The following is a 23702-nucleotide window of genomic DNA, read 5'->3' on the forward strand; positions in this document are numbered from 1 at the left end:
ATGAGTTCCTCTGAGTATTCGCACTCGTTGAGTCAACTGGCGATCAACCCGCGTTATATATCTTATCCGCTATCCTGGTTAGGGCATATACCGTTCGCAGCGTGGCTTATAGAGGTTGCACGGCCAGGTGTGTTTGTGGAGCTTGGTAGCTATTCAGGGACTTCTTATTTTTCGTTCTGCCAAGCTGTATTGGCCTCTCAGGCTGAAACAAAGTGCTTTGCGATTGATACTTGGGAAGGTGACGACCATACAGGTGGATATGGAGAAAGTGTTTATCAGGGATTTGTTGATTATAACGATGCGAACTTTAAAGAGTTTTCGACCTATTTGCGAATGAGATTTGAGGACGCTAATCCCTCATTTCAAAGTGCTAGCGTTGATCTGCTTCATATTGATGGGTTACATACTTATGATGCGGTGAAACTCGATTTTGAGACTTGGCTTCCAAAAATGTCATCCCGAGGAATTATTCTTTTTCACGATACTACCGTGGAGAAAGAGGGTTTCGGAGTTAATACGTTCTGGGGCGAAGTTAGTAAGAATTTCCCTTCTTTTAATTTTTCACACAGTAATGGTCTGGGCGTATTGCTGGTTGGCGATGACTACCAGCATGAAAGCACGTTGTTAATTCGCATAAAAGATGTGTCCCTCTTGGTAGAAAGATTGGCAGAAAGACTATGGTTACAACAGATAGTGCGCGAAAAAGAAGACATAATTTCTAAGTTTGAAAGTACGTTAATTCCTGAGTATCTTTCAAAAATATCTGACGCGGATATTGAAAAAAGCGTTTTACTTGCCGAGAAAGAAAAGCTTAATAATGAGCTCGAAAGTATAAAGAGTTCCCGGCTTTGGAGATTAGCTACGATGATTGATGGATTTAAGAAGCGGTTTTCTTAATTTAACTTTTTATTTTATTTTTTTGAGTTAAGTAAAATGACTAAAATCGCAGCTTCTTTTGATGCGCTTTCTGGCAGTCAAGATCAAAAAACGACCACATCTGAGATATCGAAAGACAGTAGTAAGTTACTGACTTTCTACTTGCCACAGTACCATAGGACTCCAGAGAACTCTGAGTGGTGGGGCCCAGGCTTCACGGAGTGGACCAACGTCGCGCGTGGTAAACCAAACTTTGACGGGCACTATCAGCCGCACATTCCACGTGAATTGGGGTTTTATGACCTGACACATCCCGACGTCATGTACGAACAGGCTGAATTGGCGAAGCTCTACGGTGTTCACGGCTTTTGTTTCTATCACTATTGGTTTAGTGGTCGGCGCATCCTTGAGCGCCCTGTTGAAAACTTTCTAAAATCAGACATCGATATAAATTTTTGCCTTTGCTGGGCTAACGAAAACTGGACACGTACGTGGTCCGGGGACGAAAAAAGCGTTTTGTTGGGACAAAATTATGCAGAAGGAGATGATGAAGAATTTATTCTGTCTCTCCTGATGTATTTCAAAGATCCGCGCTATATTCTCGTGGACGGTAAACCAATGCTCGTTGTATATCGAGCAAAAGATATTCCTAATCCTGCAGCTTCTTTTGCTAAATGGCGCGCTTTAGCAGTAGAGCATGGCTTCCCGGGGTTACATATCGCAGTTGTTGATTTTTATGATATTACCAGTCCTAATGAAGTGGAAGCTGATGCGCTGGTAGAGTTTCCTCCGCACAAATTTAATGGGCCGCAAAGCATTCCCTCTGTAATGCCGACCTTTACGAATCCGGATTTTTCCGGAGGAATCGTGGATTATGTAAAAGTTATTGCACAAAGCGCGAAGCGTGAATTGCCACCCTTCAAATTATATAGAGGTATTATTCCTAGTTGGGATAACACGGCTAGAAGGCAAAATACGCCAACGACAATAATTAACGCAACCCCAACCTTGTACGGAATTTGGTTAAAGTATCTCCGTGCTTATACCAGGAAAAACCATAAGAGTGAGTCGGATAATTTTATCTTTATTAATGCCTGGAATGAATGGGGTGAGGGTTGCCACTTAGAGCCAGATCACGAATGGGGTCTGAAATATCTTGAGGAGACCTTGGGATCTTCCTTTTATGACGGATCACCTGATGACTTGGATGGAGTCAGAGATGCGTTGTACGACGCGGTGGCCAAGGATGTTCTGAGTCGTTCGAAAAAGGGAGCAAATCAGGACGATATAGATGCGGTAGAAGTTGAGCTAAGAAACTATAAGCCCGTTGGTAACTTTGCACATAAGACGGCAGCTTATTTGCTTAAGTGGCCTTTCTTTTATAAGGTAGCCAGGTTTTTTTACAGAATAGTTCGCCGTTTGAGGGGCTGACATGAGCGAAAATATAGTTGTTGTTGCTCATTTTGATGCGGATGACAAGATCGACGAGAATTTTGCTCAGGTGTTGTTCTGCCTGGAAAAGGTATTTGATGTAGTGTTGCTGATCACGACCAGCGCCATTGCAGAAGAAGACATCGCTAACTTTGTAAAAGTTAAACTAATTAGAAGACCTAACGTAGGGTACGATTTTTACAGTTATAGAGTTGGATATGAGTACGCTATTACGAATTTCGTTGTGGAAAGTATCCTATTTACTAACTCTAGTTATTTTGTCACTGATGATGCTAAGTTCACCAGTCTGCTGGTTGAAATGCAGCGGGCAGGTGGTGAATACGACGTTGTCGGGTTGACTTCATCGGAACAAATCGCATGGCACGTGCAATCGTATCTGTTGCTGATCTCTGGCGCTCTTTCAGCCAAAGGATGGTTTACAAAATTCATGAGAGATGTTCAGCCTCATAATACGAAATTTGAAGTTATATTGAATTATGAGGTCGGACTTTCTCAAAAAATATTGAGTGAGGATATAAGTCCCAAAGTACTTTTTCAGCCTGATGCTGCACTAAAGAAAACTGCATATAAACATTGGTTCAGCAAGATCGTACGAAACGCCTCCGTTTATGACTGGATGAGCTTAAAGGTGTTCAGGGGGGTTAAAGATATAAATTGGACCCACTTTGCCGCGGCAAAAATCGCGCAGCAGTATGGGGTGGTGAAGGCCGAAGTCTTAAGGACAAATCCTCATAGCATCGATAAAGATTTAGTTTTGAAGGGGGGAGTATTAGAGCGTGTTGAATCTATACGAGCTTCTATTAATCGATCCAGTCGTCATTACCAAGTCACTGACGATGGTTTATCTGAACTAGTACATGCTCAGGGAGCATTGCCTAGTTACCGCTCCGTGCGCTTTGGAGTGTCAAAGAAGAAAGGCGTCTCGATTGCCGTAGTGGTGCATTTGTATTACTACGATCTTCTTAAAGAAATTAGGCAGTATCTTGGCGCAATTGTCGAACCTTTCGATTTGTATGTGACGACACCTTTTGAAGGTGATGTTCATAAAATCATAGATGATTGTGCATATCTAGCTGCCAGTGTCACCGTGCATATCAGTGAAAATCGGGGAAGGGATATTGGTCCATTTTTGGCTCTGTACTTAAATGGTGCTCTAGACGGTTATGACGCTGTTCTCAAGCTTCACTCCAAGAAAAGTAAGTACAGCCAATTAGGTGAGGAGTGGCGGAAAAGTATCTATGATGCGTTAATGAAAGACTCTTTCACCGTTAGGAAGATTCTTCAATTAATAAGGCATGATCATGTTGGTTTGGTGGGGCCACACCCATATTATTTAAGCAATGATAATTTCTGGGGGGCTAACCGAGCAACAGTTAATAACCTTCTATTGAAAACGGGGGTCGTTTCTAAAGAGGAGGAGGTGGTATTGGGCTTTTTTGCCGGTTCAATGTTTTGGTTTTCTCCTTTAGCCATCAGCCGTTTAAAATTAATTCCCATAAGTGAACTGTTTTTTGTACCTGAAAATGGAATGCAGGATGGAACGCTGGCTCATGCATTGGAGCGTGTTTTTTGTCCGATAGTGCGGGCTGAAGGATACAGCACTACCTCATTAAAACTGGCAGGCGCTGAGATAGATAATACAGAAACAAAGAATAATAAAGTGCCGGTGCTCTGAGAGTCGTAGGGCTAAAAGTAGCCCTACTCCGTTAATAAGACGTCGTTGCTATTTGAAAGACCAGTACTTGTGCCCGAGGTAACTGGTAAAGACGGGAATTGCCACTCCGATACCATGAGATATTTCGGCGGAAAAGGTCGTTAACCCAAGGCTAGGAAGGATATAGTAATAAAGACCGGTGCTAATCGCTATCGTTTGAACTATTGCGATACCATTAACCACGGTAAACATAACTATAGACGTACTAATTTTCTGCTGACTATTCTTAAATACAAACCTCTTTGCGAGTAAAAACGCAGTAATCATTCCAGTCAAATAGGCCAATATTACAGCGTAAGTGAATCCCAGCCAGAGGCTATATAATATTCTGGAAAAAAAGTTCACTGCTGCCGCCGCTCCTCCCGTAAGAAGAAACAGTAAAAACTGCCTTGATTTAAAGTCATTCATTAATGCGTCGCATCTTTCGCTAGTTTTCTACCGAAGCCAATACTTTCTGAAATACCTCTGTCCTCTGGGTAGTAATGAGATGTATCAGCAACCCATAAGCCTTGTATCGAAGATTTAGCGGGCGGAAGGTTATCCAGATAACCAGGATCGCAAATGGGTTGCGCATACTGATATCGACTGGCTTTAACATCAAGAAAATCTTCATCGACGAGAGATGGGTTTATTTTTTTGAGGTAAGACTTCACTTTGCTGATGAAATTTTGGTTAGGCTCTTGGAACGTCTCATGTTCTCGCGGCATATAAAATGGTACGTAAACTATGTGATTTTTAAGCTTTCGAAGGTTTGTATATTCGACTAGCCCAGGTATATCCATTTCCTGATCATTCGTATTAAGCCAGAAATTTTCCGAAACTTGTTTTTTTAATTTCACTATCACGCAAACCACGGCAATGTTTTTCAGATTTTTATATTGGTCTAGCACAGAACTTGGTAGGTCTGGAATAATTTTTGGTACTAGCGGTAACGGAATCGTGCTTATAATTTTGTCAAATGATTCAGTTTTATTATTGCTCTGTATTCCTTGAACACGGCCCTGCTCGACAACAACCTTGTCCACCGGTGTCGAAAGACGAATTTCACCACCATTTTTTTCGATGAAATCTTTAAGCGCGTTTAACAGCGTATCTGAGCCTCCGTTCAAGTATCCCAATTTCTCCTCAAAGATATTGTAGCGTGAAGTGCCTATGCGCCGAATTCGACTCCATATCCAAGCCGCAGAAAGATTATCTTTATAGTTGTAGAATTTGAAATCAAACAAGCGACGCCACAACACATCGTAAGCCTCTTCTCCGACCCAGCGGCGTATCCATCCGGTTGCTTCGACATGATCAAGCGGGGCCCAGTTCTTTCTCTTGGTGCAGGCGAAGGCATGAAGGCCGTAGCGAAATTTCGCTTGTAAACTTAACCCTTTGAACTTCAACAATGCAAGTGGGTTACCCCATGACTGCAGGCGGTCTTGATACCAATACCCCATCTTCGTTTTGGTCCATTGTAATTGATCAGCAATGCCAAGCTCATTCAATACCAAGATGAAGTCGCGATCAGAAGTACAATGGAAATGATAATATCGCTCTATGCTCTGGCCGGAAAAATCGAAAGTCGCGGTCATTCCACCTACGCGGTCATCCCCTTCGAATACTATTGGAGTATGACCATCTTTTATCAATTGATAAGCAGTGGCCAATCCCATAGGACCGGCGCCGATTACGGCGACGCGATATTTCATATTAAAACTCCAGGACTATTTTTCCGTAAATAGGATGATTGTATGTTTCGTCAATTGCATCTTTAAAGGAAGTAGATTTGACATTGAAAATGGTAGGCCAATCGATGACTTCAAATTCATCTTTAGCACTTAGGGCCGCAAGTTGTTGAGTGGTAAATGGAGGATTTCTATCAAATAGCGACCATGTCCAAAGCAATACGTAGAATAGACTATAAGGAATATTGAGTATGACGGTGCTGAGCTTATTGGTTTTTTTGATTTGTTTGATTATGTCAATGTAATCGATTTTCTCATGACCTGAGATGTTAAATATATTATTGTGATTTGTGTTTTCAATGCAGCTGATGATTACATTGCAGAAATCTCCCACATACAGTGGTTGACGCATGTAACGGCCGTTTCCAGGAATTGGAAAAACCGGAACCTTTTTCATAAAGCGAGATAGCCAACCCAAATGCTTTCGGTCAAACCATCCGAACATTAGGGTAGGTCTTAGAATCGGGCAGGGTATACCACTATCAATCACAAGCTTTTCTTGTGCTTTTTTACTTACTGTATAGAAGTCATTTGATTTTGACTCAACTACTGATGAGCTAATATGGACCAATTGTGGGATATTCAGTTCTTTTATTAACTTTAGTATTGCTGAAGTTGAGTTCACGTTGTTGCGAACGAATTCATCGTAATTAGTCCCACCGATTTGCGCCTGTAGCATAACAACGGTGTCTGCACCGATAAAATGTTTGGCCCATTCACCTTCTATTGCAAGGTCTGCATACTCAACGGTAATGCTAGGTTGGACGCCTTTTAATATTTTTATGTTAGCTACATGTTTGTCGAGCACGATAATATTTGTATAGCCTTTCTCGATCAAGCGGGCAACCAGGTTTTGCCCTACCAATCCTGCCCCACCCGGGAGGACAATTTTTTTATCTTTCATTATTTTTTCCTATCCTTAATTTTGGATCTAGTACAAAAATATCATTTATCTTTCAATTTTATCTCGAACCATGTTGTATCGCTAGGTTCTTGATTGATGAGTTCCAGGTCAAAAATATCAGGTAGGGATGGATTGTCAAAGATAAGCTGTGTCCACTCCATTGACAGGGGGAGAGTGAATGAGTAGCCCTGATCCAGGGGGAGTTTGAAGTTTAATCCAGATGTTAATGCACTAGACCGGTAGTAGATGGATTGACCACGTTTGAGTGTGAGCAGAACGTCTTTCGGGGATTTAACTGTAATGGTCGTGTCTGGGCCGATGATCGTACTGTAGGGTTGCGACCTTTTCAGTTGTGAAAACCCAGCGAGAGTTTCGGGTAAATAGTCCTCCTGAGACACTGTAGAAACGGTGAAGGGAGTCTGAGGGGTAAGAGCAGATAGAATGCAGACTCCATCATCTCCTAAAATGGTCACCGGGAAACCCCTTTGGCTAGATTTTATGTAGCCTTTGAATCCGGACTTTTTTGCATTTGGGGATATTGCATTGGCAACATCATCTCTAGGTTGACCGCTTAACGCAAACCCCACTATTTTGTCGGAAGAGTCAATAAAGGTTAATTTTTTCGGAGAGTGCTGACTGGCTGGATCAAACATCCAGCCTCTTACCCGTACGTAACCCGGTTCTTCAAATGAGGCTGACTCGTCAATGGCACCTATACAAACAGGACTGTTGCTGTGATGGGACGAGCTCCCCAATTGCTCGTACAATCCTTTCATATATGAAAGTCCAAATACCGAGAGTTGTTGCTGCACCGGAATCGCCGAGATAGAGAGTGCCCACTTAGCAGAAGGGAAAATTACGCCTATCTGTAGTTGATCTTCAATTCGAAGATCCAGCGCTAGCGCGGCGACCTCCTGATTAAACTTCTTATCATCGGGTGACTGAAGAGCTTTCATCTGCTGAGGCAGCATTGCTAATATAAAAAGACTGGTTCCTATTAATGCTGTGACTTTAAACCTGTTGGCATATTTTGAGAGCAGAGGATAGGCAAGAAGGAATAGTGCCGCCCAAGCCATCAGAGCCGGGGTGGTGTATCGACTGGAAAAAGCACTTTCCAGGCCAAATAGTAATCTACCTCCGGCCGTACCAAATGCTGTAGCTCCTATGTAAATTATAAAAAAAACCAGTGCGAGTTGTGATGGCACTTTATCTCTTTTTAAGATACTAGAGCAAAAATAATAGAAGGTGCTCAGGATTAAAATGAGACCTGCCAATGTCGCGCCAAGAATGCTCCCGCTTTCAGTGAAATAATGGAATGGGCTACCGACGTATAATAGAATAAAGTGGATTAGCCCTATTGGATTCGTTTTTATGGTTTCCTGTAGAGAGCCATGACCGATGACGGAATGATAGTTTGTAAAGTAAAGTGATAGCGTTGTAATTGAAAGTAGTGCCAGTACCGCAGTTCGTTTTAGGCTGATCTTGGTCGCGATTGCATAAAAAAACATCAGCGGCAATGCGACAATACCATTTGCCATCGTGCCCGCAGAGACAACCCCAAATAGACATGCTATAGCAAATGCGATGTTGGGTTTATCAGATGTGTGTGTTTTATAACACCAAAAAAAAGAACAGAGCGGCAAAAGTTGCGCTAGGAAAAACTGGCTTTGGAATCCCCATGTCAGGTTGTTTTCCTGGCACCAAAAGAAAAGCCAGGCACAAAGAAGAGAACATGCAAGTGTATTAATAGTTTTGTTTGTACCGCCGGAATTAAGGCTCAGCCATCGACAGAATATGTAGGCGCTCATGGAGACTAAAATATAGTTGCACGCAATTAAAAATCCACCTCGGCCACCAAATACACTCAAGTCGAACCAAAATAATAAGTGCGATATAATTACTCTGTGCTCATTGTGTTGAGCCCAGATTGCACTTATATCACCGCTAGTTAGCTTAGTATAAAACTCTAGATAGCCGTTCCACATGTCCCAGAAAGGAACTGGGGAATAATTAGTAAGCGCACCTACAACAGCAAGAACTATTATTGCCGTCGTGAGCCCTAATACGACAAACAGCAGAGCTATTTCGATTTTTTTTTGATCTGTTCCAGTCATAGATTGATTCTTTTGAAGATGGCCGTAGGGATCAACTTAATCACTGTCATAATCAATAACCAAAAATTAGGCGTATAAATTGACGTTGACTTACGTTCAATTGCCTTGATTATCTGTTTAGCCACGTTTTCTGGTTGTGCCACCAAGACTTGAGGTAGATTCAGCCCTGCGGTCATGGGGGTATTGACAAAGCCCGGTTTGACAATGAGGACGTTAACATTAATTTTGAATAGTCGTGCTTGAAGACCTTCAGCGAAAGTTGTAACAGCGGCCTTCGCGCTTCCGTACAGATAGTTTGATGGTCGGCCCCTATCGCCGGCTACGGAAGAGATCACAGCTAATGATCCATGTCGCTGGGCTTCCAATTGGTTGGAGATCGTTGTCATCAACGCAATAGTAGAAAGCCCGTTTATTTCGAATTCTTTAATTGCGACCTGCGCATCTGTTTGACATTCCGTTTGATTAGGCAACGTTCCGTGAGCGATCAGTACGATATCAATCTGCTTGAGAATGTCCATACAGCTATTCAGCATACTTTGATGTTGATCAACGTCAGTGACATCCATTATCAAGGAAGTGGTATTTGTGGCTCCTCGTGCGATTAAATCATTGGAAGTCTGTTCCAGTTGGTTGGCATTACGAGCCACTAGAAAAAACTCGCTTCGTTCCTTCGCCCAGAGACGAGCACATTCTCGGGCAATCGCAGAGGTTGCACCGACAATCAGTATTTTTTTCATGAAGTCACTCGTTTCCAAAAGAGAGAGTTTAGTTTTTTATCTCGATAGTTCTCTATGATTTCCCAGTCTGGATAACCCTGTCTGAAATCAGCGCCGCTCATATGGGCGTCTTTGGCAGGGTAGAGTCGGCCCCCTGCGTCTTTTACGATAAGGTCTAGTACAGGAAATAATTTATCTGCTAAATCCTGATGTTGAGGGAAATCCAATGCAAGGGAAGTTCCTTCCATCGGGAATGACAAAAGCCCGGGAGAGGCTATATTGCCACAACGTTTTAGTACGGCTAAAAACGAACCTCTTCCAAATTGAGCGATTACACGAAGTAGTTCTTTTATCGCAATCTCAGCATTTTTTTCTGGAATAACGCATTGGTATTGTTGGAAACCACGTCGCCCATATGCACGGTTCCAAAAATTTATAGCATCTAAAGGGTAAAAAAATGGTGCATATTCTGAATGGCCAATCGTCCGTTTGGCGGGTTGTTTATGCCAATACGTTTCGTTCATTAAACGCAATGTAAATTTATTAACCAGCGAAGTCGGCGTGGTTACAGGAAACGTAATACTGCGGCGATTGTCCGGTGTTAACTTTCCATATTGAGAATGGTCACCTAGAATTAAAACACCACGTCCTGTATTTTTACCTTTGGCAAGGCAATCAATCCAGGCAACGCTATATTCGTGTTTATGATCCAATTCAAACGACAAATTGAAAAACTCTTCTATTGCATTAAAACGTTCAGTAACAGTATTTATTTGAGTTGATCTTATGGGGAGTAGTTGTATTTCTACCCACTCAATAATTCCCGTTAGCCCTAACCCTCCGATGGTTGCAGAAAAATATTCAGAATTATTGTCTTTTGAGCATAAGAGCGTTTCTCCATCGCTCCTGACAAGACTGAATTGAATGACGTGATTTCCGAAGGTTCCTCTAATATGGTGGTTTTTACCGTGAACATCGTTCGCTACAGCGCCACCAAGCGTTACAAACTTTGTGCCTGGGGTAACGCTCAAGAACCATCCATTAGGGATCGCTAAATCCGCAATCTCAGCGAGCGTTGTACCTGCTTCTGCTATAAGCCTTCCGGTTTTCCAATCGACATGGATAAAGCGGTTGGCGTTTCTCGTGTGAATTAAATGCGAGTTAACGGCGAGGCAACTATCGCCGTAACTTCTGCCGTTACCGAAAGCCAACGTTCCACCATTGCACACGGTGACTGCATTTATCAACTGAGGGATCTCATCGCGCCATGACACGCTATGAAGTTGTTGGGGGTGGTGGGGATAATTCCCCCAAGATAATGTTTTTTTGCTCATGCTGCAATCCAGAAAACAGCGCCGAAAAGAGCCCCAGTAATGATACTAACCTTGTCTCGTGCTGCAAAGAGCACTGGGTCGTCATTCATTTGCCCTCTGTGGGTTAACATCCACATACGGGTAATCCAAAACAGCAGCAAGGGGCAGGCGAGCCAGATTATCTGTGGGTGTGAATACATCGTCGTGGTCGTATTGTCATGGATATATAACGCTAACACCATTACGGAGAGATAACCGGAAGCTGCGCCTAAAGATGACACCATCTCTAGGTCACTTGGATAGTATCCTCGTCCTCGCGTTTTGGATGTTTGACCTTTAGCTCTGGCGTCATTCAACTCCGCGTAACGCTTAACAAGAGCAAGACTTAAAAATATAAACATTGAGAAGGCTAATAACCAGAAAGTAAGATTGAGCTGCAGTGCCGCCGCTCCTGCGATTATTCGCAGTGTGTAAAGTGACGCCAGCGCGATTACATCAATCGTCATATGACGTTTTAACCAAAGTGAATATGTGAGCGTCAAGCCGTAATAGAGAAGGAGCGTTGCGCAGAACTCTGGCGGAAGCAAGAATGCGCTCCCACCCAAGGCTATGATCAAAAGAGTTGGGAATAACAACAACCCGCCGGCTATTGATATTTTACCTGACGCAAATGGCCTATTCTTTTTTGTCCGATGGTGACGATCGTCTGATAAATCTAGAAGGTCGTTAAGAATGTACACACTGGATGCGCATAATCCAAAGAAAACAAAAGCTAAAAGACATTGTGCGAGAAGTGAAACGTCTGTTACCTGGTGTGCGGCAAGCAAGGGAACAAATATTAGCGAGTTCTTCATCCACTGGTGGAGCCGAATGCCTTTAAGCCAGTCCCTCAATGTTGCTTTATTTGAAAATGTTATATTTTCTACATTGCCTAGAGCTTTAGCTTTGGCAACTACACCCCTTTCAGGATTAACAACATAGGCTTTGGCTGCGGCTTCCCACACTTCAACGTCGTCCTGAGAGTTGCCTACGTAATCGTAACCTTTGTGCCCAAAGGTCTCGACCATGAGGTCGCGCTTTCGATGCGAACTCAAATTGCGGTCGGTGGTTGTTGCGAAAACGTGATCGAATAAACCTAAGTGATCTGCAATAAGTTGCGCTAAGGAATGATGAGTGGCAGTGGCAAGGATTATCTTGCGATTTTTTTTCTTCTCAGCACTAATAAAATTTATTACTTCAATATCGTAAGGTAGTACAGATACATCAATTTCAACACTATCAGCCAAGCGCTCTTTGAATTTGGCCTTACCTAGGCGCAACCATGATAGTAGTGTTAATGTCTTAAGCGGTTTCGTTCGGATAAATTGCATTCCACATTCATGCAACATGTCTGACTTGAGCAAAGTGCCATCCAAGTCCACTACCAACGGAATATGTGTTTCGCTATTAGAATTCATTTTTTGACTCGCGGCCTTTGGGTCTAATAATTTCCGTAGAAAGTCAGCGCTTAAAATTAGATTCGAGATTTTAGGTTCTGTACAACTATTACTTTAGATTGGTATTGTATGCCATCTTGATATTGTTTTTCCAGAATTCTATGTGTGTGAATAACAGTTTTTTTTATTTTTCGAGCTTATGCTTCTATTTTCCTTGCTGGTCGCATCGCATTTTCTGATTTTTTTAACGTTTTTTCAGTTGTGAGCTATTCAAATTTTTCTCATATTCTGTTAGGTATAGCTATCTTAAAAGGGTAGGTGTGTTTCTATGGATGTGGATCAGGTCAACAAGGTCGCTTCATTGATTCAAGCGCTAGAGAATATCGATTGGAATGTGATGCGTCCCGATGAGCAGACTTGGGTGCTAAGAGCGCTCGTCAAATCTGCTCAAGATTGGCAGGTTTTTCATGGTTTGGAGCCAACTATAGGCACGACGATAGCCCGGAGCACTGGCTACTGCCATTGCTGCAGATCGCAAGCCGTTTTTTCTTCATCAGACGGCTGGCTTCGAGATCATTACGTCTGCTCGGAATGTGGCTCTGTGCCTCGCGAGAGAAATCTGATGAGGGCATTAGACGAACAGGTTCCAGCATGGACTGAAAAACTTATACATGAGTCTTCGCCTAGTAACATGCGATTGAAAATGCTTGCCAGTAACTATACTTATTCTTTTTATGAGCCGGATGTACTGTCCGGTGCCGCGTTAGCGAATGGCGGGACCAGTGAAAATCTAGAGGATTTGTCTATCGCAACGGAGTCTCTTGATGTTTTTATAGCACAAGATGTACTAGAGCATGTATTTGATCCTGCAGAATCCGTGAGGGAAGTTATGCGGACGCTACGCCCAGGAGGTTGGTATATCTTCACTACTCCCCGACATCATCACTTACCTGAGAGTGTTCAGCGAGCCAAGCTCGAAAATGGAGCAGTCGTTCATTTATTAGATCCGGCCTATCATGGCAGTCCAATTGGCGATGGTCGTGTTCTGGTCACATTTGATTGGGGGCAGGATCTAGAGTCATTGTTAGAAAGTTGGAGTGGATATAAAGTCGTTACGCGAGCCTCCCCAGATCCGTCTCGAGGTATCGATGGTGATAGTTTTGAGGTGTTTGTGATACAAAAGAAATAACCTGATGGCCGTTGCGTTTATGTTTGATTTTGCTTTTTTAAGGTATGGACGGTCTGGGTTGTTTCTCAAAATTGCGATGCTATCCGTTTTGTCCAGCTAGTTGAAATTGATAGAGGCTCTCGCAAACAAGTATGCTTGGTTTGGGGAGGGGTATAGTAAGAAAGTCGCAAAGGGCTTACTTGGTTATATCCCTCCGATTCTCAAATTGCATTTAGGGATTTACTCGGTTGCAAAGTTCAAATATTAAATTTTTGCCGCAGGTCGACCACTTGAGAGCTTTCGCGGCTATTTGGATCGTTTTGTATCATGTGCAACAACTGGTAGGTTCGGTTATGCTCACAGGGCAGTGGTTTGGGGGGGCTTGGCCGGTCGCGTCTTCACCCTTTTCCGCATTTATAATCGAAGGGCATTCTGCAGTTGCATTATTTATGGTGTTGAGTGGTTTTATCTTTGCGTACGGTACATATGGGAAGGAAGTAAATTATTCAAAATTTATACTGAATCGAATATTAAGAATTTATCCGTTGTACCTAATGGTGATTTTCTTCAGCATATCGATTAGTCCTCAGAAGTTTGTTCTTGCTGAATTTGTTTCTACAGTTTTACCGTTAGCTAATGTCGGCTTGATGCAAACAAATGGAGCCGTCGGGATGTCTTGGGCGGTTGCTGTGGAGTTTCAATTTTATCTGATTTTCCCGTTTATCTTGTCGGCGTTAAATAAGGCCCCAGCAAAAACTATAGTAAGTATTCTAGCGGTTGCTTTGGCGTTCAGGTTGCTCGCGATAGGGTTGGGGGCAGATGCGAGGGATATGTCGTATTCGCAGTTGATTGGGCGTATTGATCAATTCGTGTTGGGTATGGGAGCGGCTGTATTACTTAGGGTGTTGCGTGAGTTTAAGTATCTTTTGCTCTCCATGTTTTTGAGCGGCACCGGAGTGGTGATATATATGCTTTTTTGGTTAAATCACCATGGCGGTTGGGTATCTCAAGAGTGGTGGAAGATATTGTGGCCGACGATAGAAGGAGTCGTTTACGCTGTATTCATAGTTGGGTATGTAGGGAGTAAGAATATTTTCCCCGCACTCATCTCAAGTGGTCTATGTAAAGTGGGAGAGTGTAGCTTTTCTATTTATTTATTGCATTTTTCAATTGTCCTATTATTTGCGACTCGAAAAGATCTCGTGTTTCATCCGACGGGCGATCCGAAGTTGGATCTGATGTTTATGACTTTTGCCGTGATTCTCCCCATTGTGTTGGTTTTTTCGATGCTAACTTACAGAGTTATTGAGCGTCCGTTTTTGTCTCTTAGAAAAAGATATGTTAACACTCTGGTGACTTGATCTGATAAAGGTAACAAGATGATGGGTCTTATTACCTGATTTCATTTTTCTGTCGGGGAATCCTCGTCCAGTTCAAGGATATAGCAATAAGGCTCGCTATAAGTACTAATGACCATATTCTGAACTCTTTTAAAATCTCACCGTTTGGTATTTCATTTGATGCTGGGCCAAGGGCCGTACCATTGGGTACGTCCACGCTCCAAAAGAACGTGAAAACTATAGCGTTTATGACAACAAAAATGTTAAGCCAAGAGCCATTGTAGTTAGAGATTGCCGCAGGGAAAATAGCGCACCAAAGCAAAAGTATGGAGTAAGGCGCGGTGAATAACCAGGCGCTAGAATCTGGATAGGTCCCAAATATTAGCATTGTGAAAACCAAACTGGAAATGCCGACATTGATTAATGCAAATTTTCCAAAGTCTGTTTTATGAAATTTCTTTAGAAATAGAAATGGAATTCCAAGTAAAAGGATAAATGGAGCCAGTCCCATTTTTGATACGGTGAACCACCTCAGTGACCCTGTGTTTAGATTGTTTAGAAGGTTGAAATCCGAGTTTGCGGTCACATCAATCGTAGGTTCGCCTATAAACAATCGAATATTGGATACTTTGTTGCTTATTGTTTTTTGCCACCCGATTTTTGCATACTCATCGAGAATGGCGGTCAATGGAGGAAGCGTATCTTGCCTTATTATTATGCCGGCCAATTGCCATTTTAATAGTCTGTCGCCTGGAGGGTCGTAGAGTTTTTGGTATGCTACCCACGGTGAGTAAATTAGTATCGCAGTTACGACGCAGATAAGTGATGTGAAAGGCTTCGGTGTGGTTCTGGTAATAAGTAGATAGATCGAAAAACCCAATAATCCAAACAGTGCTGCACCATGGGATAACATCGAAAGTGCGGCCATTATTCCGGCGGCGGTCAAACTGAGATTAACTTTTCTATATTTTTTTAGAATTACAAATGACATCGCACCTAGTAACATTGCACCGGCTAACATTTTTGGCCAGGCAAAGACTGAGTTTACAAAAACCGCTCCAACACATGCAATGGTTAGAACTATTAAGCTGATATTTTTTTGTGGGATTTTTAGAACGCGAAGTAATGGCCATAAAGCGAAAATCCACAGGCAGTTACTAATAATTCCCAAGCAGAGGTAGGCGAATGTTCTAACCTCTGGTTTAACCAAACCGTATGCACTCAGAATAATACCTGTTTCCAGTGGAGGGCGATCACTGGATTGCCAATCACCTTGAAAGTCTGATAAAAGCTCGGATCTATCTTTAAGCAAGTGGTCTGCAAACAGCTTTGGTATCATATTGTCTGGTGTTAGCCAGTATCTTTTTTGTGTTAACTGCGCCCCTTCATTCACTGCCCCATGATCCACTACTATCGTGGCGTAGGTGGTAGTAACCAGCACAAAAACCAAGAGGGGCCGCCAAAGCCGATTGCTTAATAGGGTTATCGGCCTTGCTAGAAGTGAAAAAATGCATGCAGTTAATATTGTCAGATTAAAAATATATCCAGTGGCAGGGTTGATAAACCACGCCCAGAACTGTATCCAGCCAAGTACTCCAGTTGTTAGTAATATGGTAAGTGGAAGGATGGTGTTTGAGTTTGATTTAGTTAGCCAAGCGGATATTGCAATTCCGGGCGCCAAAGTTATACATATGCAGGACAGTAGGAGACCGATGAACTCCAGCGAGTATCCGTGTTCTGCCTCACCTGCATAGCCATTAGAGGTAATAAGGTGAAGCGTTGCTGTAATAATTAGCAGTGGAGGCAAAAATCGTTTTATCACAGATGTATCCGATTTAATATTTCGGTTTGTATTTTTTTTCGGAATTCGATCTTCATTATTCTGTTTGTTGTAGCTAGTCTGGGGCATATCGGAAGATTGAATGACTTTCTCCTCATAAAAATAGAAATGAGTCTTCGTGCCATTTTAACTAGATTCTGCTGGTTCTTACATCATGTTTTGGTCACGGGGTGCTCACGAGATCGATATGGCCGGAAGCTGTAAACTCACAGCTATAAATAGGGGGAATTCCTCCGATTGCGACGTCTCATGAGGAGAGTAGCCGCTACCCCGACGGCGAGATCGTCGACTGGATTCACCAGCAACGCCGTCTCGAACCCTGATTGTTTCACATTCTGTAACGTACACACTTTTGACAGCTCCACCCCATCGCCTAAGTTTGGAGAGCAGCTTCGGAAAAGCTGCTTTCCCAATCGATGTCATGGAGCTTCATTTATGCGTACAGGTTATTTCTCCTCCCTGGTTTTTGCCCTGCTCACCAGCGCCTCTATCGCTGCCATTGCTGCACCTGCAACCAAGCCTGAAGCGATCAATGCACCGTTGGTGCTGGACGTCGCCGCCAAGGCGCAGGGCGAAAAAATCGATCTGAACGGCGCCGATGCCCCGACGCTGCAGCGTGAACTGGCGGGTGTCGGTGAAGCCAAGGCTAAGGCGATTGTTGCGTATCGTGAGACGAATGGGCCGTTTGCATCGGTGGATGAGTTGCTGGAAGTGAAAGGGATCGGCAAAGCGATTCTGGACAGGAATCGCGACAAGCTCGAAGTGAACTAAGCTTGTAGATCAACGCCAAGAGGCCGGTCATTGACCGGCCTTTTTTACGTTCGGGCCAAGCGTTTGTTGATAGGCCTTCCGTCGGCGCATAAAAAATTACGGCTATCATATTGCGTTAGGATTATGCCTATAATAAAAGACAGGAGCGCTCTGGCGCTCGCTTTCCTTCAAGCATACTCAGGAGCACCGTCATGAATTCCACCCAGTCTCAAGGTACAGCCCTCGTCACCGGTGCTTCTTCCGGTATCGGGGCGGTTTACGCCGAGCGGTTGGCGGCCCGTGGTTTTGATTTGTTGTTGGTTGCTCGCGACGAGCAGCGGCTGGAGGCGGCGGCGAGCGTATTGCGCGCCGAGCATGGCGTTCGAGTTGAAGTGCTCAAGGCTGACCTGACGCAAAAAGAAGAAGTGTTGAAACTTGAGCAGCGTCTGCGCAGCGATTCCAGTATCAGCCTGCTGCTCAACAACGCAGGCGTTGCCGCCGATGGATTGTTGGCCAACGCCGACCTGGACCAGTTGGAGCGCTTGATTCAGCTCAACGTCACCACCGTCACGCGGCTGGCTTCGGCGGCAGCAGCCAGTTTTGCCAAGGCCGGTCGCGGCACGATCATTAACATCGCGTCCGTGGTGGCACTGTTCCCTGAACGGTTCAACGCGACGTACAGCGCCAGCAAGGCGTATGTTCTGAGTCTGACCCAATCGTTGGATGCTGAATTGAACGGCACCGGGGTCCAGGTTCAAGCCGTGTTGCCAGGGGTGACACGCACTGAAATCTGGGAGCGCTCCGGCATCGACGCCAGTGGCATCCCGGCGGAAATGATCATGGATGCAGGGGAGATGGTCGACGCGGCGTTGTCCGGTCTGGACCAGGGTGAACTGGTCACCATTCCTTCGTTGCCGGAAGCGTCCGAGTGGGAAGCCTTTGTTGCGGCCCGTCATGTGATGGCGCCGAACTTGTCTCGAGACAAAGCCGCCGCACGCTATAAGTGAGGCGCCATGAATCGGTTTGAGGTGAAAGCGGTATGAGTGATCGTCGAGTCGTTGTTACGGGTATGGGCCTGGTGTCGCCGTTGGGCAGTGGCGTCGAAGCCGTCTGGGCGCGCCTGCTGGCCGGGCGCTCCGGGTTGCGGGCGTTGCCGGACGAAGTGGTCGCCGATTTGTCGGCGAAGGTCGGTGGCGCCGTGCCGAGCCTGGCTGAAGATGCCGAAGCAGGTTTCGACCCGGACCGAGCCACCCCGCCCAAAGAACAGAAGAAGATGGACCGCTTCATCATGTTTGCCATGGAGGCTGCACGCCAGGCGCTGGAGCAGGCCGGTTGGCAAGCGCAGGACGCCAACGCCCAGGAACGCACCGCCACGATTATCGGTTCCGGCGTAGGTGGTTTCGGTGCGATAGCCGATGCGGTGCGCACCACTGATACCCGCGGGCCGCGACGTTTGTCACCGTTCACCATCCCATCGTTTCTGGTCAACCTCGCGGCTGGCCATGTGTCGATCCAACATGGCTTTAAAGGTCCGTTGGGTGCGCCGGTCACCGCCTGCGCCGCCGGGGTCCAGGCGATTGGTGATGCGGCGCGGTTGATTCGCTGCGGCGAAGCCGATATTGCCGTGTGCGGCGGGGCGGAGGCGGCAATCGATCGCGTCAGCCTGGCCGGGTTTGCGGCTGCCCGTGCCTTGTCCAGCGGTTTCAACGAAACCCCGGAGCGCGCCTCGCGGCCGTTCGACAGTGATCGCGATGGCTTTGTGATGGGCGAGGGTTCCGGTCTGTTGGTAATCGAATCCCTGGAACATGCCTTGGCCCGTGGTGCCCAGCCCATCGCGGAGTTGGTCGGCTACGGCACCAGTGCCGACGCCTATCACCTGACGGCCGGTCCGGAAGATGGCAGCGGTGCCCGACGGGCGATGTCGCTGGCGTTGGCGCAGGCGGGTATTTCAGCGGCGCAGGTCCAGCACCTCAACGCTCACGCCACCTCGACTCCCGTTGGAGATCTGGGGGAGTTGGCGGCGATCAAGTCATTGTTTGGCACGGATAACAAAATTGCCGTGACGTCGACCAAGTCCGCCACCGGGCACCTGCTCGGCGCCGCTGGCGGGATTGAGGCGATCTTCACGTTGTTGGCGATCCGCGATCAGATCGTGCCCGCGACCCTCAACTTCGAAAACCCGGATCCGGCCGCGCAGGGGGTGGATATCGTTCACGGCCAGGCGCGGTCAATGCCGATCGAATACGCATTGTCCAACGGCTTCGGCTTTGGCGGGGTCAATGCCAGTGTGCTGTTCAAGCGCTGGCAGGGCTAGTCTTTGGTTTGCTTGAGGTGATTACGAGTGACGTCGAGAATCCGCTGAGCCAGCTCAGGGTTCTCGACACTGCGGGATAACAGCAGCGCCCCGATCAGCGTCGACATGATGACGATGCTGCGCTCGGCGGCGTTTTCGCCTTCCAGGGTGCCTTGCACTTGTTCAAGTCGAGCATTGAGCACCGCATCGCTGGTAGGGCTCGGTTGCCCGCGCAGCCCAAGTTCCGACGACATGGTCGGCAGTGGGCATCCTTGATGGGGTGACGTCTGGTGCCATTCGGACAAATAGGTGTCGATGAAGGCGTCCAGCGGACGCTCGGAAGCGAACAGCTCGGCGCACAACCCTTCAACTTCTTCGCCCGCGGCCACCAAGGCCTTTTCCACCAGTTCATCCTTGGATTTGAAGTGCGAATAAAAGCCGCCATGGGTCAACCCCAGCGCTTTCATCAGTGGTTGCAAGCCGGTAGCACCGATTCCGTCGCGGCGGAAACGTGCTGACGCTTCCTTGATGATGCGTTGGTGGGTCTGGGCTTTATGGTCTTGCGAGTAACGCATCTCTGATCTCCGCGACAATGCGCCATATTAACCAATGAACGTTGGATGGTGACTGTACTTCTACTTCTAAAAAGCATGCAGATGCGTGCAACTCGGTTGCGGCGTGGCTTGGAATTGGCATGAATAGTGATTACTCATTCGCTAACGATTGTTGAACAATCACGAGGCGATACCCATGAGCAGCGGACTGTCCCTGGCCGATCACATCACCCTGGAGTTGCGCGCCGACATCATCGGTGGTCGTTTGCTGCCGGGCATGGCACTGGTGGAAAACGATCTGGTGTCGGCTTACAACGCCTCGCGCAACACCATTCGCGAAGCGCTGCATCGGCTGGGGCAGGAAGGCCTGACCCGCTATGTGCGCAATAAAGGCGTGATGGTGCGCAGGGTCGGTGTCGACGACGTGCGCGACCTGTTCAAGGTTCGCCGCACCCTGGAATTGCAAGCCATCAGCAGCAGCCAGCCGCTGCGCGAATACCAGTCCGACCGAATGCTCGAAGCCCTGGAAGCCACGGAACTGGCGCGGGATCGCGAAGACTGGCGCGCGGTCGGCACCCATAGCCTGGCGTTTCATCAACATATCGTCGGGTTGATGCGCAGCCCGTTGTTCGATGAATTCTTCACCAACGTTGTCGCGCAACTGCGCCTGGTGTTTTGCAGCGCGCCGGATGAGTCGCGCTTTCAGGCGCCGTGGCTGGCCCGCGACCGGTTGATCCACGACCTGCTCGCCGAGGGCGACAAAGCTGGGGCGCTGGATGCGCTGAGCCTGTATCTCGACGATTCCGAGCAACTGCTGTTGCAGCTGTTGACCCCTGTTCCCCATCACTGATCGAGGATTCGTGCCATGTACAAAGACTATCCGGCGGCCTATCAAGTCAGCAAAGGCTCGGCCTTGCAGGTGGACAAGGCGTTTTATGAACGGGTTCGCGACAGCAGGGACGGGCGCACGCTGATCGAGCAATTCGAAGTGCCAATCCGCACTGGCCGTGCCTGGAACGTCCCGGCCGGGCACGTATTTCGAGTTACCACCCCGGTCGGGCCTCAGGTCGGGGATTTCAACGTCTGGAATGCCCATGACCCGCGCGAACGCCTGTGGGCTGCGCGCACCCGGCAGTTGCAGGGCGCCCATGTCAGCACCCATGACCGTCTGTGGTCGAACCTGCCGTTTCTGCGGCCACTGGTGACCATCACCGATGACAGCCTGGCCGGTTATGGCATCGACGAGCACGGCGGCCGTTTGCACGATCTGCTCGGCACGCGTTGCGATCCATACGTGAACAAAATGCTCACCGGCGAAGACTTCCATCATCACTGCCACTCGAACCTGACCCGCGCCGTGCTGCCCCATGGCTTGACCGAGTTCGACGTGCACGACGTACTGAATATTTTCCAGTGCACCGGCCTGAACCATGACGACATGTACTTCATGAAGGCGTGCCCGGCGCAGAAGGGCGATTACCTGGAATTCTTTGCCGAAATAGATTTGCTGTGTGCGCTGTCGACCTGCCCCGGCGGCGACCTGTCATTGGCCATGTGGGGGCCGGATGCGCAAGATCCGCTGAGCGTGTGCCGCCCGCTGGGGGTGGAGATTTATCGCTTGGAAGATTCATTGCTCGAAGGCTGGAGCCAGCCGGAGCGTGCGGCGTACAAAGGGCTGCATGGCTTGCACATCGCCAAGGCCGATTGGGAGAAATAGAAACGCAAAACCCCATCATTCGAGTTGAATGATGGGGTTTTTTATTTAGCGGTCCTGCGCTTCCTTGGCATCCATTTCCGCATTGCGTTCGGCGACGCGTTTACGTTGCTCTTCGGTCAGATCGACCTTGGTGGCGGTGTCACGCAACATCATCAGACCGCCAACGATCGAGCCGATTGCAACGACCAGAATCAACCAGGCATACCAGGGCATAGGGCTCTCCTTGAGGGCAGGCCGGTTGGCGGATTTCGCCAACCGATCGTGCATACCACTTTGAGCGATTAGTTTTCGCAGTGGTTCCATTCTATGCCTGTTATGACAGCCGCACCTGTGCTGTTTAAAGCCCGGTCAACATCGCATCCGCCGGCGCATCGGCGCGCAATTGCGCGGTGAGCATGAAGTACACGAAACCCACCGCCATGAAGCCGACGAAGATCAGCCCGATCAAGGCGTTGAACCAGGCCATCGCCACCAGGCACACCACCGCCAGCACCAGCGCGATCATCGGCACCAACGGATAGCACGGCGCGCGGAAAGTGCGCTCCAGGTTTGGCTCGGTTTTACGCAGTTTGAACAGGCTGAGCATGCTCATGATGTACATCACGATCGCGCCGAACACCGCCATGGTGATCATCGCCGCGGTCAGCGTCATGCCACCAAGATTAATCAAACCGTCGCTGTAGATCGCTGCGATACCGATCAAGCCACCGGCAATGATCGCCCGATGCGGCGTCTGGAAACGCGACAACTTGGCCAACGATTTCGGCAGGTATCCGGCCCGGGCGAGGGCGAAGAACTGTCGCGAGTAGCCAAGAATGATCCCGTGGAAACTCGCCACCAGGCCGAACAACCCGATCCACACCAGCATGTGCAACCAGCCGGAGCTTTCGCCGACCACGGTTTTCATCGCTTGCGGCAGCGGGTCGTTGATGTTCGACAAAGTGCGCCAGTCGCCGACGCCACCGGCAAAGAACATTACGCCCATGGCCAGCAGCACCAGGGTCAGGATGCCGCTGATATAAGCCTTCGGAATCGTCCGCTTCGGATCCTTGGCTTCTTCGGCCGCCATGGCGGCGCCTTCAATGGCGAGGAAAAACCAGATCGCAAACGGAATCGCCGCAAACATCCCGGCAATTGCCGGTGCGCCGAACACATCGGAACCGGCCCAGCCATTGAGCGCGAAGTTGCTGAAGCTGAATGCCGGAGCGACCACACCCATGAATACCAGCAGTTCGGCCACGGCCAATACGCAGACGATCAACTCGAAGGTTGCGGCGAGTTTCACTCCGAGGATGTTCAGGCCCATGAACACGATGTAGGCGCCGACCGCCGCGTGTTTTGGATCAAGCGCCGGAAATTGCACATTCAGGTACGCACCAATCGCCAGGGCGATGGCGGGCGGGGCGAAGACGAATTCGATCAGCGTCGCCAGCCCGGCAATCAATCCACCTTTCTCGCCAAAGGCGCGGCGGCTGTAGGCAAACGGGCCGCCAGCGTGGGGAATCGCCGTGGTCAGTTCGGTGAAACTGAAGATAAAGCAGGTGTACATGGTCGCGACCATAAAGGACGTCACCAGAAAGCCCAGTGTCCCGGCCACGCCCCAGCCATAACTCCAGCCGAAGTACTCACCGGAAATCACCAGCCCGACCGCGATGCCCCACAGGTGCAGCGTGCCCAGCGTGGGTTTGAGTTGTGTGTTCATGCGTTGCTCCCTGAACGGTTTGGAAAGCTCGGGGGAGGGCGCGTGCAGCGGGCGTGCCATTTTGTATTTGCGCGTCGTAAAGC

General features: G+C 47.6%; 21 protein-coding genes. 10 read left to right on the forward strand and 11 right to left on the reverse strand.

Annotation, left to right across the window (positions count from 1 at the left end; translation table 11 throughout):
* From HKK52_RS29675 to HKK52_RS29685, 3 genes are read left to right on the forward strand one after another with little or no spacing between them, the layout of a single operon-like run.
* Nucleotides 1–897 (forward strand): class I SAM-dependent methyltransferase, encoded by an 897-nt coding sequence (locus HKK52_RS29675; protein WP_169373695.1) that lies wholly within the window; start codon nucleotides 1–3, stop codon nucleotides 895–897.
* Nucleotides 898–933: 36 nt separating this feature from the next.
* Entirely contained in the window at nucleotides 934–2307 is a 1374-nt protein-coding gene (locus HKK52_RS29680; RefSeq protein ID WP_169373696.1) for a glycosyltransferase WbsX family protein, read from the forward strand.
* Nucleotide 2308: 1 nt separating this feature from the next.
* A complete protein-coding gene (locus tag HKK52_RS29685) occupies nucleotides 2309–4003 on the forward strand; it encodes a rhamnan synthesis F family protein (RefSeq protein WP_169373697.1) in 1695 nt (564 codons plus the stop codon).
* Nucleotides 4004–4051: 48 nt separating this feature from the next.
* Here the strand turns inward: HKK52_RS29685 and HKK52_RS29690 are convergent, their stop codons facing one another.
* Genes HKK52_RS29690 through HKK52_RS29720 form a run of 7 tightly spaced genes read right to left on the reverse strand, consistent with a single transcriptional unit; the run spans nucleotide 4052 to nucleotide 12276 of the window.
* Nucleotides 4052–4450: a GtrA family protein gene (locus tag HKK52_RS29690; RefSeq protein ID WP_169373698.1), complete on the reverse strand. Its 399-nt coding sequence runs from the start codon at nucleotides 4448–4450 to the stop codon at nucleotides 4052–4054.
* Nucleotides 4450–5736 (reverse strand): NAD(P)/FAD-dependent oxidoreductase, encoded by a 1287-nt coding sequence (locus HKK52_RS29695; protein ID WP_169373699.1) that lies wholly within the window; start codon nucleotides 5734–5736, stop codon nucleotides 4450–4452. Before HKK52_RS29695 ends, HKK52_RS29690 begins: the two co-directional genes overlap by 1 nt.
* 1 nt (nucleotide 5737) lies before the next feature.
* Nucleotides 5738–6676, reverse strand: coding sequence for an NAD-dependent epimerase/dehydratase family protein (locus tag HKK52_RS29700; RefSeq protein ID WP_169373700.1), 939 nt, complete (start codon nucleotides 6674–6676; stop codon nucleotides 5738–5740).
* 41 nt (nucleotides 6677–6717) lie between these two features.
* Nucleotides 6718–8790 (reverse strand): hypothetical protein, encoded by a 2073-nt coding sequence (locus tag HKK52_RS29705; protein ID WP_169373701.1) that lies wholly within the window; start codon nucleotides 8788–8790, stop codon nucleotides 6718–6720.
* On the reverse strand, nucleotides 8787–9527 hold the full coding sequence (locus HKK52_RS29710) for an SDR family oxidoreductase (RefSeq protein ID WP_169373702.1): 741 nt from the start codon (nucleotides 9525–9527) through the stop codon (nucleotides 8787–8789). Before HKK52_RS29710 ends, HKK52_RS29705 begins: the two co-directional genes overlap by 4 nt.
* A complete protein-coding gene (locus tag HKK52_RS29715) occupies nucleotides 9524–10840 on the reverse strand; it encodes an FAD-binding oxidoreductase (protein WP_169373703.1) in 1317 nt (438 codons plus the stop codon). Before HKK52_RS29715 ends, HKK52_RS29710 begins: the two co-directional genes overlap by 4 nt.
* Nucleotides 10837–12276, reverse strand: coding sequence for a UbiA family prenyltransferase (locus HKK52_RS29720; RefSeq protein WP_169373704.1), 1440 nt, complete (start codon nucleotides 12274–12276; stop codon nucleotides 10837–10839). The genes HKK52_RS29715 and HKK52_RS29720 overlap by 4 nt, the downstream gene beginning before the upstream one ends.
* 307 nt (nucleotides 12277–12583) lie before the next feature.
* On the opposite strand from HKK52_RS29720, the gene HKK52_RS29725 reads away from it, so the two are divergent.
* Both HKK52_RS29725 and HKK52_RS29730 read left to right on the forward strand, forming a co-directional pair.
* Nucleotides 12584–13444 carry a class I SAM-dependent methyltransferase gene (locus HKK52_RS29725; RefSeq protein WP_169373705.1) on the forward strand — a complete coding sequence of 287 codons (861 nt, stop codon included), beginning with the start codon at nucleotides 12584–12586 and terminating at the stop codon, nucleotides 13442–13444.
* 227 nt (nucleotides 13445–13671) lie between these two features.
* The gene (locus HKK52_RS29730) at nucleotides 13672–14784 is read left to right on the forward strand and encodes an acyltransferase family protein (RefSeq protein WP_169373706.1); all 1113 of its coding nucleotides are present in this window, start codon (nucleotides 13672–13674) and stop codon (nucleotides 14782–14784) included.
* Nucleotides 14785–14815: 31 nt separating this feature from the next.
* Here the strand turns inward: HKK52_RS29730 and HKK52_RS29735 are convergent, their stop codons facing one another.
* Nucleotides 14816–16585 carry a hypothetical protein gene (locus HKK52_RS29735; protein ID WP_169373707.1) on the reverse strand — a complete coding sequence of 590 codons (1770 nt, stop codon included), beginning with the start codon at nucleotides 16583–16585 and terminating at the stop codon, nucleotides 14816–14818.
* A gap of 453 nt (nucleotides 16586–17038) precedes the next feature.
* Between HKK52_RS29735 and HKK52_RS29740 the strand changes: the two genes are divergently transcribed.
* From HKK52_RS29740 to fabF, 3 genes are all read left to right on the forward strand, one after another.
* Nucleotides 17039–17374 (forward strand): ComEA family DNA-binding protein, encoded by a 336-nt coding sequence (locus HKK52_RS29740; protein ID WP_169373708.1) that lies wholly within the window; start codon nucleotides 17039–17041, stop codon nucleotides 17372–17374.
* A gap of 191 nt (nucleotides 17375–17565) precedes the next feature.
* Nucleotides 17566–18360 (forward strand): SDR family NAD(P)-dependent oxidoreductase, encoded by a 795-nt coding sequence (locus tag HKK52_RS29745; RefSeq protein ID WP_169373709.1) that lies wholly within the window; start codon nucleotides 17566–17568, stop codon nucleotides 18358–18360.
* Between the two features lie 32 nt (nucleotides 18361–18392).
* A complete protein-coding gene (gene fabF / locus HKK52_RS29750) occupies nucleotides 18393–19667 on the forward strand; it encodes a beta-ketoacyl-ACP synthase II (RefSeq protein ID WP_169373710.1) in 1275 nt (424 codons plus the stop codon).
* On the opposite strand, the gene HKK52_RS29755 is transcribed toward fabF, so the two are convergent.
* The gene (locus tag HKK52_RS29755; RefSeq protein WP_169373711.1) at nucleotides 19664–20221 is read right to left on the reverse strand and encodes a TetR/AcrR family transcriptional regulator; all 558 of its coding nucleotides are present in this window, start codon (nucleotides 20219–20221) and stop codon (nucleotides 19664–19666) included. The genes fabF and HKK52_RS29755 overlap by 4 nt on opposite strands.
* Nucleotides 20222–20396: 175 nt before the next feature.
* On the opposite strand from HKK52_RS29755, the gene HKK52_RS29760 reads away from it, so the two are divergent.
* Together HKK52_RS29760 and HKK52_RS29765 are read left to right on the forward strand one after the other, a co-directional pair.
* Entirely contained in the window at nucleotides 20397–21050 is a 654-nt protein-coding gene (locus tag HKK52_RS29760) for a GntR family transcriptional regulator (protein ID WP_169373712.1), read from the forward strand.
* A 15-nt stretch (nucleotides 21051–21065) separates the two neighbouring features.
* Nucleotides 21066–21917 (forward strand): urea carboxylase-associated family protein, encoded by an 852-nt coding sequence (locus HKK52_RS29765; protein ID WP_169373713.1) that lies wholly within the window; start codon nucleotides 21066–21068, stop codon nucleotides 21915–21917.
* Between the two features lie 45 nt (nucleotides 21918–21962).
* Here HKK52_RS29765 and HKK52_RS29770 read toward each other — a convergent pair whose 3' ends face one another.
* Both HKK52_RS29770 and eat read right to left on the reverse strand, forming a co-directional pair.
* Complete coding sequence (locus HKK52_RS29770) at nucleotides 21963–22130, reverse strand: DUF2897 family protein (RefSeq protein ID WP_081744012.1); 168 nt, start codon at nucleotides 22128–22130, stop codon at nucleotides 21963–21965.
* 124 nt (nucleotides 22131–22254) lie between these two features.
* The gene (eat, locus tag HKK52_RS29775) at nucleotides 22255–23619 is read right to left on the reverse strand and encodes an ethanolamine permease (protein WP_133838287.1); all 1365 of its coding nucleotides are present in this window, start codon (nucleotides 23617–23619) and stop codon (nucleotides 22255–22257) included.
* Nucleotides 23620–23702: the final 83 nt, after the last annotated feature.

It is taken from the genome of Pseudomonas sp. ADAK2 (genome assembly GCF_012935755.1).
Classification (GTDB): Bacteria; Pseudomonadota; Gammaproteobacteria; order Pseudomonadales; family Pseudomonadaceae; genus Aquipseudomonas.

Excerpts from the sequence above, each read along its gene's own strand:
- HKK52_RS29675 (WP_169373695.1), top strand. The coding sequence starts at position 1 with ATGAGTTCCTCTGAGTATTCGCACTCGTTGAGTCAACTGGCGATCAAC.
- HKK52_RS29680 (WP_169373696.1), top strand. The coding sequence starts at position 934 with ATGACTAAAATCGCAGCTTCTTTTGATGCGCTTTCTGGCAGTCAAGAT.
- HKK52_RS29685 (WP_169373697.1), top strand. The coding sequence starts at position 2,309 with ATGAGCGAAAATATAGTTGTTGTTGCTCATTTTGATGCGGATGACAAG.
- HKK52_RS29690 (WP_169373698.1), bottom strand. The coding sequence starts at position 4,450 with ATGAATGACTTTAAATCAAGGCAGTTTTTACTGTTTCTTCTTACGGGA.
- HKK52_RS29695 (WP_169373699.1), bottom strand. The coding sequence starts at position 5,736 with ATGAAATATCGCGTCGCCGTAATCGGCGCCGGTCCTATGGGATTGGCC.
- HKK52_RS29700 (WP_169373700.1), bottom strand. The coding sequence starts at position 6,676 with ATGAAAGATAAAAAAATTGTCCTCCCGGGTGGGGCAGGATTGGTAGGG.
- HKK52_RS29705 (WP_169373701.1), bottom strand. The coding sequence starts at position 8,790 with ATGACTGGAACAGATCAAAAAAAAATCGAAATAGCTCTGCTGTTTGTC.
- HKK52_RS29710 (WP_169373702.1), bottom strand. The coding sequence starts at position 9,527 with ATGAAAAAAATACTGATTGTCGGTGCAACCTCTGCGATTGCCCGAGAA.
- HKK52_RS29715 (WP_169373703.1), bottom strand. The coding sequence starts at position 10,840 with ATGAGCAAAAAAACATTATCTTGGGGGAATTATCCCCACCACCCCCAA.
- HKK52_RS29720 (WP_169373704.1), bottom strand. The coding sequence starts at position 12,276 with ATGAATTCTAATAGCGAAACACATATTCCGTTGGTAGTGGACTTGGAT.
- HKK52_RS29725 (WP_169373705.1), top strand. The coding sequence starts at position 12,584 with ATGGATGTGGATCAGGTCAACAAGGTCGCTTCATTGATTCAAGCGCTA.
- HKK52_RS29740 (WP_169373708.1), top strand. The coding sequence starts at position 17,039 with ATGCGTACAGGTTATTTCTCCTCCCTGGTTTTTGCCCTGCTCACCAGC.
- HKK52_RS29745 (WP_169373709.1), top strand. The coding sequence starts at position 17,566 with ATGAATTCCACCCAGTCTCAAGGTACAGCCCTCGTCACCGGTGCTTCT.
- fabF (WP_169373710.1), top strand. The coding sequence starts at position 18,393 with ATGAGTGATCGTCGAGTCGTTGTTACGGGTATGGGCCTGGTGTCGCCG.
- HKK52_RS29755 (WP_169373711.1), bottom strand. The coding sequence starts at position 20,221 with ATGCGTTACTCGCAAGACCATAAAGCCCAGACCCACCAACGCATCATC.
- HKK52_RS29760 (WP_169373712.1), top strand. The coding sequence starts at position 20,397 with ATGAGCAGCGGACTGTCCCTGGCCGATCACATCACCCTGGAGTTGCGC.
- HKK52_RS29765 (WP_169373713.1), top strand. The coding sequence starts at position 21,066 with ATGTACAAAGACTATCCGGCGGCCTATCAAGTCAGCAAAGGCTCGGCC.
- HKK52_RS29770 (WP_081744012.1), bottom strand. The coding sequence starts at position 22,130 with ATGCCCTGGTATGCCTGGTTGATTCTGGTCGTTGCAATCGGCTCGATC.
- eat (WP_133838287.1), bottom strand. The coding sequence starts at position 23,619 with ATGAACACACAACTCAAACCCACGCTGGGCACGCTGCACCTGTGGGGC.